This is a genomic window from Mesorhizobium sp. M1027, assembly GCF_040318745.1.
In the GTDB taxonomy this organism is placed as follows: Bacteria; Pseudomonadota; Alphaproteobacteria; order Rhizobiales; family Rhizobiaceae; genus Mesorhizobium.
In genome coordinates this window covers 170,815-183,084 of record NZ_JAMYMW010000010.1, presented here as the reverse complement: position 1 = coordinate 183,084, position 12,270 = coordinate 170,815, and the positions used below count along the sequence as shown (strand labels likewise).

The window sequence follows — 12,270 nt, the reverse complement described above, 5'->3', positions numbered from 1 at the left end:
CGTTCGACTGGCCTCATCCGACGTGCTTCAGATCCTGTTTCCATGCATGTCGTTGTCGCAAAACCGCTGCACACTTTGCGCGACATGCATCACGTCCAGTGCCCGAGCACCGCCGTAATCGAAATCGCCGCCATCGCCAGCAGCGCCAGCTTCCAGAAATCGCTGCGCCGCTTCAGTCCGGGCCAGCCGAGCGGCTTGATGAGCTGGATGACCATCATGGCGATGATGACGAGCGCGAGAAGTTTCGACATGCCGCCTTTGATCAGCATCGCGGCTGGCTGTCAAAGCGGCTCCGAGATCGTCGTCTTTCCAGTGCGGCAGGCCTCTTTTCAGCACTGCCTGATCACGTCGGTCGACAAATCGAAACGCCGGTCAGGAGAGACGCACCCTCCTGACAGACTGCTGTCAGCAGGGGTGTGCGATAGTGCCTGCATCGAAAGAGAGGAGACCAGCCATGAACGGTTTTACCATTCTGCGAAGCGTGCAGCACTATGTCGGCAAGATCCGGACGATGCGCAATGAGATCCGCACCCAGCGGTTCATGAATACCCTGCCGGCGGACATCCGCAAGGATATTGGTTGGCCGGACATGTATGGCGACCGCCGCAATGGCGGCAATTGACGCAAGCTTTCTGGGTGGCGTTTTGGATGCAACCTGGCGACGAGCTGAAATGGGCATGCTGAAACCTCCTGACAGTATGGTGTCAGGAGGCTCGTGCCATAGTGCGATGGCCGCCGGAGACGGATGGCTGAGAGGACGATCGATGAATAGCTGGAGCGACGGGCTGAACACGCCTGGCATCAACGGCATAAAACCGTCGCCACGCACCCTCGGCGACGTCGTCGAAGGGCAGTCGATGCCGGTTCCTACAGCTCGCCAGGTCGATGCATTCATCCGCTCCATCCCCGAAGGCATGGATATCCGCGCTTTGCGCACCGTTCTCGCCATCGAGCACGGTGCCGAGGTGACATGTCCGGTCACCATCGGCTATCATCTGCGCACTGTCGCCGAGGCCGCCAACAAGGATCTTGAGCGTGGCATGGCGCTGAGCGACATTGCGCCGTTCTGGCGGGTGCTCGACGCAAGCATGCCGACAACTAGGAAACTGTCCTTCGGCGTGGCCTTCGTCGCCGCGCAGCGCAAGCGCGAAGGGCTGGAACGATAGACGCCGAGGGTCCATACGATGCGCCGCGCCGACAGGCTCTTTCAGATCGTGCAGCATCTGCGTGGTGGCCGTCTGGTCACTGCCCAGAAGCTGGGCACGTGGCTCGAGGTTTCCGAGCGGACGATCTATCGCGACATCGCCGACCTGCAGTCGACCGGCGTGCCGATCGACGGCGAGGCCGGTGTCGGCTACATGATGAGGGAGGGTTTCGACCTTCCGCCGCTGATGTTCACGCGTGACGAGATCGTCGCGCTGGTCGCCGGCGCCCGCATGGTGCGCGCCTTTGGCGGCGCGGCCATGGCACGAGCCGCCGACGAGGCGCTGGTTAAGATAGGCGCCGTGTTGCCCGACGCCGAAAAGGACCGCATCGCCCGTACCGAGATCCACACGCCGATGTGGGTGGTAAGCGATGCCGCCCGCGAAGCCATCGACCTGATCGAGCGGTCCATCGAGAAACGTCAGGTGCTGACCATCGACTATTCGGATGAGGCCGGCCGCAGCACCGCGCGCGACATCCGCCCGCTCGGCCTGTGGTTCTGGGGCAAGGTGTGGACCTTGGTCGCCTGGTGCGAGATGCGCAGCGATTTCCGCGCTTTCCGCATTGACCGCATCGCCTCGGTGGTCATCGCCGGCCGCACCTTCAAGCCGGAGCGCGGCAAGCAGCTCGCCGATTTCTATCGCGCGGTGGAGCGCAGCGAGGATTACGGCATGGCGCCGGACCGGGCGGCGCGGAGCTGACACGGAAGATCACAAAAAAGCCCGCTTGAAAGCGGTCTCAGACCGCTGACAAACCCCGCCGATTCGGCCGGCTTGAAAGCGGGCGTTTTGTTTTGGATGCGAGATGCCTACTCCTCTTCGTCGGCATCCTTGTCCTTCGACTTTAGCGCCGAAAGCTTGGCGAAGACGGCGTTGGCGTCGAGTTCCTGGTCCTCGTCTTTCGGCTTTTCCGGCGCCGGCACCAGTCGTTCGGTCAAGGCGGCCGGCAGCAGCGTATCGCCGACCGGCTGCGCCTGCTCACGGCCGCGCGAGGCGCGGTTGATTTCCATATCGAGGTCGATCTGCGACGTCAGGCCGAGTGTCACTGGATCCATCGGCTGGAGATTGGCGGAGTTCCAGTGCTTTCTGTCGCGGATCTGGTCGATCGTCGACTTCGTCGTGCCGACAAGGCGGGCAATCTGCGCATCCTTGAGCTCGGGATGGTTGCGCACCAGCCAGAGGATGGCGTTGGGCCGGTCCTGGCGCTTCGACAGCGGCGTGTAGCGCGGACCCTTGCGCTTGGACTCCGGCACACGCACCTTGGGATCGGAGAGCTTCAGTCGGTGGTTCGGGTCCTTCTCGGCGCGCGCGATCTCGTCGCGAGTTAGCTGGCCGGTCATGATCGGGTCCATGCCCTTGATGCCTTGCGCCGACTCGCCGTCGGCGATCGCCTTGACCTCAAGCGGATGCAGTCCGCAGAACTGCGCGATCTGCTCGAAGGAGAGCGCTGTGTTGTCAACCAGCCAGACGGCGGTCGCCTTTGGCATCAGCAGCGTATTGGCCATCACAAAATCCTTCTCGTTCGCCCGCGTTCCCGCGCGGGCGGTGGTTTAGAGCCACCAAAATGGGAAAATCGCGGTCTATATAACCGCTCGCTCGCCGTTTCGCAATGTTTTTGGGAGGCGCGTGTCAAGGACGGCCGGCAGACCGCGACGGGATCGGCAGATGACGCCATGCAGTCGAAAGCTTCAAAAAGACAAAGCCCGCCAGACCAAGGTCGGGCGGGCTCGGAACCGGCGACGGAAATCCGTCTGCTGCGGCTCTGGCTTCTAAGGCTCGATCCCGAACCGCGGCTCGGCGTTGCGGAAAAGCAACGCCCGGTCTTCGGGCGGGATCGTGCTCGAGATCAAAGCCCTTGGCGGGCGATTCTCTCGATGTCGCCGCGGTTGATGCCGAGGTCGTTGAGCTGACGAGCGTTCAGCCGGTTCAGTTCGCGCACGGTTTCGTTGTACATGCGCCAGTTACGGAAAGCGCGGATCGGGTTCATGGTAGTCCTCCATCGTTTCGATGCCGCGTAAGTAGGCATCGGCGATGAAAAATTGAACAGACGCTTTTGCATGGCCGCAATGCGTTTGTTGCATTGCACCATTAAGCTTTCGTTCAGTCTGTTTGCCGGTCGTCAGGCGACATCGAGCACAATCTTGCCGATGTGCTCACCCTCCTCCATCCGCTCATGCGCCCGCCAGGCTTCCTTGAGCGGGAAGATCGTGTCCATCACCGGCGCAACCTTGCGCGTGCCGAGCAGCGGCCAAACCTGCGCCTCCAGTGCCGCCGCGACTGCCGCCTTGAACTCCACGGTGCGTGGCCTGAGCAGCGATCCCGTGTGCACGAGCCGCTTTGCCATGATCTTGAAGAAATCGGCGCTCGCCACCGCTCCGCCCTGCGTCGCGATCTGGACGATGCGGCCTTCCATGGCTGCAGCCTCATAGTTCCGCGCCACATAGTCGCCGCCGACCATGTCGAGGATGACATTGGCGCCCTTGCCGCCGGTTGCCTCCTTGACTGCGGCGACGAAGTCCTCCTCGCGGTAGTTGATCGCCCGGTCGGCGCCGAGCTTGAGGCAGGCGTCGCATTTCTCCTTGCTGCCGGCGGTGGTGACGACATAGGCGCCGAAAGCGGCAGCAAGCTGGATCGCCGTGGTGCCGATACCCGACGAGCCGCCATGCACGAGCAGGGTCTCGCCGCTCTTCAGGCCGCCGCGCTCGAAGACATTGTGCCAAACAGTGAAGTAGTTCTCCGGCAACGCCGCCGCTTCGGTGTAGGTAAAGCCGGCGGGCAGCGGCAGCACGCTGCCGGCGTGCACTCTGACATATTCGGCATAGCCGCCGCCCGCCGTCAGAGCACAGACCCGATCGCCGACGCGCCAGCGCGATATCTCATCACCAAGGGCAGCGACTTCGCCTGCTGCTTCCAGGCCCGGCAGATCCGACGCTCCCGGCGGTGGCGGATAGGCGCCCTTGCGCTGTTGCACGTCCGGCCGGTTGACGCCGGCGGCCCGCACCCGGATCAGGATCTCGCCGGGACCGGGATCCGGTACGTCGCGGGTTTCCGCTTTCAGCACCCGCGGCCCGCCCGGTTCCGATATGGCGATCGCCATCATCTTCGCCGGAATTTTCTGTGCGTTCGCCATGAATTTTCCCGTCGTGCTCCGCCGGTTTCTCGTGCCAGCTCTTGCCCGCCATTTGCATCCATACCCTTGCCCTATGTATGCTCATTGGCAAATCAGGCAAATGGGCAATCACGGAGGAGCGACGATGGCGATCTTCGACGACGAACCCAAGAAGAAAGCGCGCCCGCACGAGATCGGGCAGGATCTGTCGCTGCTTTCTGTCGATGAATTGTCCGAACGGATCGGCATCCTGCGCGACGAGATCGCCCGGCTGGAAGCCGAGCTCAAGACCAAGGGCTCGACCAAGTCGGCGGCAGAGGCGCTGTTTCGCCGTGGGTAGTTACTGCGGGTAATTCCAAAAGCTCGGGCACGCCGCCGAAAAGCCCGAATGCCGCTGTCTCCAGACTTGTGCCCTAAACCCCAGCCGGATTGAAAAATGTTCGCAAGCTACAGACCGATCCTCTCGCTGCTGCGCGGCACCGCGTTCCTGTTGGCGGCATCCGGACTGCACGGTCTGCTGTTGCCGCTGCGCGGCCAGGTGGAGGGCTTCTCGACGGCATCGCTCGGCCTGATGGGCACGGCTTGGGCCGGCGGCTTCGTCACCGGCTGCTTCTTTGCGCCACGCATCGTGCGCCGCGCCGGTCATGTCAGGGCTTTCGGCGCCTTTGCCGCATCGGGAGCGATCGTCGCACTGCTCACCGGCCTGATCATCGACGAATATACCTGGATCCTGCTGCGCGCCTTCACCGGCTTCACCATGGCCGGCGCCTTCATGGTCATCGAAAGCTGGCTCAACGAGAAGGCCACCAACGAAAACCGCGGCACCGTCTTCGGCCTCTACATGATGGTCACCTATGCCTCGATCATGGGCGGTCAGATGATCGTTGCCGGCGGCGATGTGAGATCGGCGTCGCTGTTCATGATCACCGGCATTCTGTTCTGCCTGTCGCTGATCCCGACGGCGGTCTCGACGGCGTCTCACCCCAAGCCGCTGCAGGACGTGTCGCTTGACGTCAAGGGGCTCTACGTCAATTCGCCGGTGTCGGCGATCGCTTGCGTGCTGATCGGCATCGCCAACGGCGCCTGGGGTACACTTGGTGCCGTCTATGGAGCGCGCATCGGCATCTCGACAGCCGAGATCGCGCTGATGATGAGCCTCGTGGTCATCGCCGGCGCTGCCATGCAGCTTCCGGCCGGGCGGCTCTCCGACACGACGGACCGTCGTTTCGTGCTGGCGGGCGCGGCCTTCGGCGCTGCGCTGTTTGCCATCGCCATCTTCCTGTTCGAACCGCGCTCCGGCGTCTTCGTCATCGTCTGCACCGCCGCCTACGGCGCCTTCGCCTACACGCTCTATTCGATCGCGGTGGCGCATGCCAATGACCATGCGCGATCGGAGGACTTCGTCAAAGTGTCGGGCGGCCTGCTGCTGCTTTATGGCTTCGGCACGATGATCGGTCCGCTGGTGGCCGCCGGCCTGATGGGCTGGATGCGCCCTGAGGGGCTGTTCCTGGCCACTGCGCTCGCGCATCTCAGCCTGGCTGGCTATACGCTGCTGCGCATCAGCCGTCGCGCGCCGGTGCCGATCGAAGGCCGCGATGCCTTCAAGACCCAGCCCGCCGATCGCTCGGTGACGCCGGAAGCGTTGCGGCTCGACCCGCGTAGAAAAGCTGAAGCCGACAGTTGAGATTCGAGGCGCTTTGCCCCACAAATAAGGCATGATGCTTTCCGACGCCTTCATGGCGATTGCCGATCCCAACCGGCGCCATCTCTTGGAAGAGCTCCGGCGCGGACCGAAGACCGTCAACGAATTGGCATCCGGCTTGCCGGTGTCCCGCCCGGCCGTTTCGCAGCACCTGAAGGTGCTGCTTGATGCGGGGTTGGTCAACGCCAAGCCGGAAGGCACCAGGCGCGTCTATACGGTCAGCAATGCCGGCTTCCTGAAGCTCAACATCTGGCTTGACCAGTTCTGGGATGCGGAGCAGCTCGGTTCACCCGGAAGCTGAGAGGCATCGTCAGCGCGTCGAGCAACTATGCAGCATCGGGCCTAGAGCAATTCCAGGAAAAGTGTGAAACGGTTTTCCGTGCGGAATTGCGCAAAAACAAAGAGACAGAGCGGTTCGGCGTTTCCGTGAACGATGAACTACTCTAGCCATTGTTGTAGGGGAAGAGCTTGAAATACGGCTGCGCTTCCTCGATCACACGGGCAACCGAGGGGCGTTGCAGCAACCGGTCGTGATAGCGCCTGACCGCAGGATATTCGTCTCCGAACGGCTCGACCTTGTTGGCGTAGAACAGCGCGGGGGCGGCAGCGCAGTCGGCCATGGTGAAGCTCGCACCCACCGCCCATGTCGTCGACTGCATGTCCTGTTCAATGATGGCGTAGGAGCTGCGCAGCTGGGCGCGGGCCTGCTCGACGCCGAACGGATCGGTCTTGCCCTCCGGCCGCAGCCGGTCACCAACGATCTTCTGCATCGGTTCCTGGACATAGAAGTCATAGAAGCGGTCGGCGAGCCGGGTCTGGCGAGCGAGATCGAGATCGGCGGGGATCAGTTCGACCGGCCCAGGATAATACGCGTTGAGATATTCGATGACGATCGTCGATTCCGGCACGGTCCGGTCCAGCGCTTCATCGCGCAGCACCGGCATCTTGCCGAGCGGCCACAATTTCAGAAACGCGGCGCGCGACTGTTCATTGCCGAGATCGACAACGACGGATGTGAATGGCGTGCCGTTCTCATAGAGCGCGATCAGCGGTTTCCAGCAGAAGGAGGCCAGTGGATGAAGGTGCATAATCAGGGACATTGTTTTTCGTTCCTTGGGTGGTCTGTCTCGCGGTGTCGGGGTCGGATAACTATCTGGCCTGGCTGTGGGCGACGATGGCATCGATGATCGCAGCCCAGTCGTCGGGATGCAGTTCGTGGCCACCGCCCTCGATCCGGAGCAGCCTTGCACCGGCGACCGCGTCGGCAAGAGCGGCGCCATGCTCGACTGGAAAGATGGGATCGTCGGTGCCGTGGATAACAAGGAGTGGGATTTTCATGTCGCGCAGCCGACCGGTCCAGTCCTCGCCGTTCCCATCTTCGCCACTTTTGAGCATGAAATGATTGGTCGCACTTAGAAAACCGCCGGACCGGTCATAATCCTGTTCGACGAAAGCCCGTGTTCGCTGCTCGTCGAAAGAGTGCGCCGCACCGGTGAGCGCATGCGCGTCCTTAACGATGAAATCGACCACTTGGCCCCGGTCCGACCAGTCGACCTTCGCGCCTTCGGCCGAATGTCTCCTATAGGCCTCGGTGGTTCCGCGCAGATGCGACGTATCGATGCCCAAGGGCGAGCTGCTGATCACCGTCAGCGAAGTGACACGCGACGGGTATTTCAACGCAACGAGCTGCGCGATCATGCCGCCCATCGACATGCCGACCATATGCGCCTTTCGGATTCCATGGTCGTCAAGGACGCGGATAGCATCGTCCGCCATGTCGTCGAATGTATAAGGCGGCTCGCCCGGCGCGTATTTGGTCGAACGGCCGGTATCGCGATTGTCATAGCGGATCACGAAGCAACCCTCGCCGGCCAGCTTCCGGCAAAACGCTTCGGGCCACCAAAGCATGGAAGCCATCGCGCCCATGATCAACAACACCGCCGGATGGGCCGGGTCGCCGAAGGTCTGCGATACGATTTCGGGGTGTCCGGCGCTTTTCATGGTTTTCCTCCGTGGGCTTCCGATCCGATTGCAAATTGCAATCAGTTGCACGATATTAAAACCGATACAATAATGCAACCGGTTTTGGAGATTCGCATGAACATCGATCGTCGGTCCGGATGCCCCATCAACCTGTCGCTCGAAGTGTTCGGCGACCGGTGGAGCCTGATCATCCTTCGCGACATCATCTTCGGCGGCAGACGCCACTTTCGCGAACTGCTCAACGGCTCGATGGAGGGCATCGCCTCCAACATCCTCGCCGACCGGCTGAAGCGGCTGATGGAGCTCGGCATGCTGACCAAGACGGGCGATCCCTCCCACAAGCAAAAGGCGATCTACAGCCTGACCGAAATGGCGATTACGCTGGTGCCGATCCTGGCCCATCTCGGCGCCTGGGGCCGCGTCTGGCTGCCGGTCAGCGACGAGCTCTCGATCCGTGCCGAGCTTCTGGAAAAAGGCGGCCCGCCGATGTGGGAGCAGTTCATGAACGAGTTACGCTACGAGCATCTGGGCACATCTCCCGCGCCAACTGGACCCGCTGTCCGCGCGATCTTGCAGGCCGGATACGATGCGGTGGTCGCCCGCAACGCGGAGCGAGTCGGCTGCGATCCGGCGCCATCACCAACTTATTTTCCCAATTGCGGGCTGGCTCTGCTATCAAGGGACTGAAGATAATTTACGGGATTGGATAACGCTCTTGGTCGAGAACTCTAAGGACACTGCCCGTGCGCGGGCCGATTTGCGTTTCAAGAAACAGGAAGAGGCAGCCACGGTGCGCCAGAAGGCGATGGCGGAATATGTCGCCGAGAGCGACGCGCGCCAAGCCAAAACCAACAAGCTGCGGGCGCTGCGCCTCGCCAAGGAAGCGGAAGACCTGGCCAATGCGCCTCCGGCGCCGGTGAAGAAGCCTCGCGCCAAGAAGAAATAAGCCGGCGCTCCCTGGATCCCACTGCTTCCTTTCGTACGCGAAACAGTTTCACCGCGATCTGTTCTGCCGGTTGATAACTGGCGTTTAGGAGACGGCCATGACCGCACTGACGCTCGACAAAGCCCTTGAAATCATCGCCGCCGCCTTTGCCATGGGTGCCGAGCTCAAGCTCAGGCCGCTTGGCGTCTCGGTGCTCGACGCCGGCGCCCATCTGGTCGCGTTCCAGCGTCAGGACGGCGCGTCGTTCCTGCGTCCGCAAATGTCGGCCGGCAAGGCCTATGGCGCGCTCGCTATCGGCATGGGCTCGCGCCGGGTGGAAGCCTTCGCCAAGGAGCGCCCGCATCTGATCGCCGGCGTCTCCGACGTGTCGGGCGGGCGCGTCCTGCCGGTCGTCGGCGGCGTGCTGATCCGCGACGAGGCCGGCACGATCATCGGCGCCGTCGGCATTTCCGGCGACACGTCCGACAATGACGAAACGGCAGCCATCGCCGGCATCGAGGCGGCTGGCTTTGGCGCCGACCCGGGCTGAGCCGGGATCCTTAATTCATATTGATGTCGCGGCTGGCCGACCGCATCGACACCGAAAAGCCGGCCAGCACGTCGATCAGCGCTATGACCATCAGTGTGAAGAAAACAGAATGGGCGGCGCCCTTCACCAGCAGGAACTCGACCAGATAGGCCACAAAGACGAAGGTCGACAAAAGGTGGTCCATGATCGAGGCATTTGTCGTACGCGTCGACTTCACTACTTCGACGAACAAGAAGATCAGTGCGATCAGCACGATGAGATCGCCCAGGGTCATCGAGAACACGCCACCCGACATCATCCGGACCGAAAACATTTCGGTCGCCCACGGATCGTCGCCGCTACCGAATATTCCTAGAAGCCCGAGATTGTAGAGGATGAAAGGCACGATCAGCAGCGGGATGGCACCGAACATGTGGCGGCTCCGGTTGGACTGATCTTTGTAGAGTGCGCCCGGCGTTCGCCGTCAAGAATTTTCGTGCGACCGATAAACACGGACAAAGACGGCTTGAAACAACAATGTCAGGCCCGGCTGATACGATCAGTTGTCACAAACGCAAAAAGACCGGCCAATGGCCGGTCGCTTCGCAACCTGTAAACCGTCGAAAGCTCTCTCAGCTTTCCTTCGGCTCCAGAACCTGGCGACCGCGATACATGCCGGTCTTCAGGTCGATATGGTGCGGACGGCGCATCTCGCCGGAGTTCTTGTCCTCGACATAGGTCGGGGCCTTCAGTGCGTCGGCGGAACGGCGCATGCCGCGCTTCGACGGAGAGGTTTTTCGTTTCGGAACGGCCATGGATATGCTCCACTACATGGTCAAAACGCCCCGGCGGCCCTCGTGAAAGGGCCACATCAGGGGCCGGAATCTGAGAAAGTCGGCTGCCTATACACGCCCGATGGCGTTTTGGCCAGCGTCGCCGTGTTTTTTTTTGACACTATCGCAGGCAACCGACATAGGCGCCGGCGCGGCCCGCGCGCCGCTCGATCAACGCGGCAAGCCGCCTCAGTCCTGGCCCGGGCTTCGCTGGATTGCGCACGATCGGGTTCGGCAAGGTGACGGCAAGCAGCGCTGCCTGCCGGCGCGACAGCTGTTTTGCCGAGACGCCGAAATGATGCTGGGCGGCGGCCTCGATGCCGTAGACGCCCGGTCCCCATTCGGCGATGTTGAGGTAGATCTCCATGATCCGCCGTTTCGACAGCACCGCATCGAAATAGACGGCCAGCGGCAGTTCGACGACCTTACGGACCGAGCCCAACGGCCGCGACCATAGATAAAGGTTCTTTACCGTCTGCATGGTGATGGTCGAGGCGCCACGTGTCATCTCGCCGGCGAGCGCATCGTCGACAACGCCGCGCAACTCGCCCAGATCGACGCCGCGATGGAAACAGAACTGCCCGTCCTCCGACATGATGACCGAATATGCCAGCACCGGCGCGACCTCGTCGATGGAAACCCAGCGCCGATCGTAGCCGGAAAACGTCGCCAGGTCCTTCAGCATCAATGTCGACACCGGATGCACGAATGACGGCAGGTACAGGAAGGTCAGCAGCACCGGCACCAGCGCCAGCACGACGGCGACGGCGATGCCGCGCCGGACCCAGCGTTGAAGACCGATGCGGCTGCCGCGTCTCGGTCTCGCCATGTCCAACCCTTCGGTTTCGTGATCGACGATCGGTTCCGCCAAGCCACCCAGTCCGCGCTACTCCCTGCCCCCGGCATAATGGCGCTTGGCTTCTTGCGCAACGTCTGAGTGTCGGCTACCGCTCCCGACCATGACGAAAGACGACCAAATGGCGTTCGAAGCTGCACTTATTGCCCGGGCAGTTCCGCTCGAGGCGCTGCTGAGGCGGTTGCTCGACGGACGCACGCTTTCAGGCGAGGTCGCGCGGCCCGAACGCCTGATGGCGGCAATGCGACATGGCGTGCTGAACGGCGGCAAACGACTGCGTCCCTTCCTGGTTATGGAAAGTGCTGCACTGTTTTCAGCCGACGGCGAGGCGGCGCTGCGCGTGGCGGCGGCGCTCGAATGCGTGCACTGCTATTCGCTCATCCATGACGATCTGCCGGCCATGGACGACGACGATTTGCGCCGCGGCCAGCCGACCGTGCACAGGGCTTTCGATGAGGCGACCGCCATTCTTGCCGGCGACGCCTTGCTGACACTTGCCTTCGACATCCTTGCCGACGAGGCGACAATGCTGCCGGCCGAGCGCAGGGCAGCGCTGGTGCTGGCACTGGCCCGTGCCGCCGGGGCGGGAAGCATGGTCGGCGGCCAGATGCTCGATCTCGAGGCCGAACAAAGCCGGCCGGACGAGGCCGGCATCATCCGGCTTCAGGCGATGAAAACCGGTGCGCTGATCCGCTTTGCCTGCGAAGCGGGAGCCATGCTTGCCGGCGCGCCGTCGGGCGACCGCGAAAGGCTGGCCGAATTTGGTTCGGCGATCGGGCTTGCCTTTCAACTTGCCGACGATCTGCTCGACCTGACCGCCGACGCGCATCAGATGGGCAAGGCCACGGGCAAGGACGCCGCGGCCGGCAAGGCGACGCTGGTCGCGCTGCACGGACCGGGCTGGGCGCGGGACCAGCTCCAGGGCCTCGTCGACCAGGCTCATGCGCTGCTCGAGCCTTTTGGCGCACAAGCCGCGCTTCTGAAACAAGCGGCGCAGTTCGTAGCAGCCCGCAACAATTAAAAGCGCTCCCATGGCGCCGTACAGTCACGGAGAATTGCCGACTGTTCGGCCAGATGCCTTGGAGCAGCCGATCGGGACTCCGGCGATGTCGGACCATATGGCTCGCCACG

Annotated in this window: 19 protein-coding genes; 10 read left to right on the top strand and 9 right to left on the bottom strand. The window is 62.6% G+C overall.

The genetic code is table 11. The features are described 5' to 3' along the window. Positions 1-89: 89 nt before the first annotated feature. The gene (locus NKH50_RS20615; protein WP_008873884.1) at positions 90-251 is read right to left on the bottom strand and encodes a hypothetical protein; all 162 of its coding nucleotides are present in this window, start codon (positions 249-251) and stop codon (positions 90-92) included. Between the two features lie 203 nt (positions 252-454). Between NKH50_RS20615 and NKH50_RS20610 the strand changes: the two genes are divergently transcribed. From NKH50_RS20610 to NKH50_RS20600, 3 genes are all read left to right on the top strand, one after another. Next, positions 455-622, top strand: a complete 168-nt coding sequence (locus NKH50_RS20610) for a hypothetical protein (RefSeq protein WP_254816537.1) — start codon at positions 455-457, stop codon at positions 620-622. A gap of 142 nt (positions 623-764) precedes the next feature. Next, a complete protein-coding gene (locus tag NKH50_RS20605) occupies positions 765-1,166 on the top strand; it encodes a hypothetical protein (RefSeq protein ID WP_352821122.1) in 402 nt (133 codons plus the stop codon). 18 nt (positions 1,167-1,184) lie between these two features. After that, a complete protein-coding gene (locus tag NKH50_RS20600; protein WP_254816539.1) occupies positions 1,185-1,904 on the top strand; it encodes a helix-turn-helix transcriptional regulator in 720 nt (239 codons plus the stop codon). 107 nt (positions 1,905-2,011) lie between these two features. Here NKH50_RS20600 and NKH50_RS20595 read toward each other — a convergent pair whose 3' ends face one another. From NKH50_RS20595 to NKH50_RS20585, 3 genes are all read right to left on the bottom strand, one after another. Beyond that, on the bottom strand, positions 2,012-2,707 hold the full coding sequence (locus NKH50_RS20595) for a DUF1013 domain-containing protein (RefSeq protein WP_254816540.1): 696 nt from the start codon (positions 2,705-2,707) through the stop codon (positions 2,012-2,014). Between the two features lie 341 nt (positions 2,708-3,048). Then, the gene (locus NKH50_RS20590) at positions 3,049-3,189 is read right to left on the bottom strand and encodes a DUF1127 domain-containing protein (RefSeq protein ID WP_023720976.1); all 141 of its coding nucleotides are present in this window, start codon (positions 3,187-3,189) and stop codon (positions 3,049-3,051) included. A 132-nt stretch (positions 3,190-3,321) separates the two neighbouring features. Further along, the gene (locus tag NKH50_RS20585) at positions 3,322-4,332 is read right to left on the bottom strand and encodes an NAD(P)H-quinone oxidoreductase (protein WP_352704309.1); all 1,011 of its coding nucleotides are present in this window, start codon (positions 4,330-4,332) and stop codon (positions 3,322-3,324) included. Positions 4,333-4,456: 124 nt separating this feature from the next. Between NKH50_RS20585 and NKH50_RS20580 the strand changes: the two genes are divergently transcribed. The 3 genes from NKH50_RS20580 (at position 4,457) to NKH50_RS20570 (ending at position 6,314) form a co-directional block, all read left to right on the top strand. Next, positions 4,457-4,651: a DUF1192 domain-containing protein gene (locus NKH50_RS20580; RefSeq protein WP_023678495.1), complete on the top strand. Its 195-nt coding sequence runs from the start codon at positions 4,457-4,459 to the stop codon at positions 4,649-4,651. 96 nt (positions 4,652-4,747) lie between these two features. Continuing rightward, complete coding sequence (locus NKH50_RS20575) at positions 4,748-5,995, top strand: MFS transporter (RefSeq protein ID WP_023678496.1); 1,248 nt, start codon at positions 4,748-4,750, stop codon at positions 5,993-5,995. 31 nt (positions 5,996-6,026) lie between these two features. Further along, positions 6,027-6,314 carry an ArsR/SmtB family transcription factor gene (locus NKH50_RS20570; RefSeq protein ID WP_023678497.1) on the top strand — a complete coding sequence of 96 codons (288 nt, stop codon included), beginning with the start codon at positions 6,027-6,029 and terminating at the stop codon, positions 6,312-6,314. Between the two features lie 142 nt (positions 6,315-6,456). Here the strand turns inward: NKH50_RS20570 and NKH50_RS20565 are convergent, their stop codons facing one another. After that, complete coding sequence (locus tag NKH50_RS20565) at positions 6,457-7,113, bottom strand: glutathione S-transferase family protein (RefSeq protein WP_352505005.1); 657 nt, start codon at positions 7,111-7,113, stop codon at positions 6,457-6,459. 49 nt (positions 7,114-7,162) lie between these two features. Then, positions 7,163-8,014, bottom strand: a complete 852-nt coding sequence (locus NKH50_RS20560; protein ID WP_352880716.1) for an alpha/beta fold hydrolase — start codon at positions 8,012-8,014, stop codon at positions 7,163-7,165. A 96-nt stretch (positions 8,015-8,110) separates the two neighbouring features. On the opposite strand from NKH50_RS20560, the gene NKH50_RS20555 reads away from it, so the two are divergent. The 3 genes from NKH50_RS20555 to NKH50_RS20545 all read left to right on the top strand — a co-directional run bounded on the left by NKH50_RS20555 (position 8,111) and on the right by NKH50_RS20545 (position 9,471). Further along, on the top strand, positions 8,111-8,683 hold the full coding sequence (locus tag NKH50_RS20555) for a winged helix-turn-helix transcriptional regulator (protein ID WP_352704313.1): 573 nt from the start codon (positions 8,111-8,113) through the stop codon (positions 8,681-8,683). 28 nt (positions 8,684-8,711) lie between these two features. Next, the gene (locus NKH50_RS20550; protein ID WP_023678501.1) at positions 8,712-8,942 is read left to right on the top strand and encodes a hypothetical protein; all 231 of its coding nucleotides are present in this window, start codon (positions 8,712-8,714) and stop codon (positions 8,940-8,942) included. 97 nt (positions 8,943-9,039) lie between these two features. After that, positions 9,040-9,471 (top strand): GlcG/HbpS family heme-binding protein, encoded by a 432-nt coding sequence (locus tag NKH50_RS20545; protein ID WP_352880713.1) that lies wholly within the window; start codon positions 9,040-9,042, stop codon positions 9,469-9,471. 10 nt (positions 9,472-9,481) lie between these two features. Here NKH50_RS20545 and NKH50_RS20540 read toward each other — a convergent pair whose 3' ends face one another. From NKH50_RS20540 to NKH50_RS20530, 3 genes are all read right to left on the bottom strand, one after another. After that, on the bottom strand, positions 9,482-9,883 hold the full coding sequence (locus NKH50_RS20540; protein ID WP_023720966.1) for a hypothetical protein: 402 nt from the start codon (positions 9,881-9,883) through the stop codon (positions 9,482-9,484). Between the two features lie 199 nt (positions 9,884-10,082). After that, entirely contained in the window at positions 10,083-10,265 is a 183-nt protein-coding gene (gene rpmF, locus NKH50_RS20535) for a 50S ribosomal protein L32 (protein ID WP_006203806.1), read from the bottom strand. A 139-nt stretch (positions 10,266-10,404) separates the two neighbouring features. After that, a complete protein-coding gene (locus NKH50_RS20530) occupies positions 10,405-11,163 on the bottom strand; it encodes a biosynthetic peptidoglycan transglycosylase (RefSeq protein WP_352505152.1) in 759 nt (252 codons plus the stop codon). A gap of 79 nt (positions 11,164-11,242) precedes the next feature. Between NKH50_RS20530 and NKH50_RS20525 the strand changes: the two genes are divergently transcribed. Continuing rightward, on the top strand, positions 11,243-12,160 hold the full coding sequence (locus tag NKH50_RS20525; protein WP_352505009.1) for a polyprenyl synthetase family protein: 918 nt from the start codon (positions 11,243-11,245) through the stop codon (positions 12,158-12,160). The last annotated feature ends 110 nt before the right edge of the window (positions 12,161-12,270 follow it).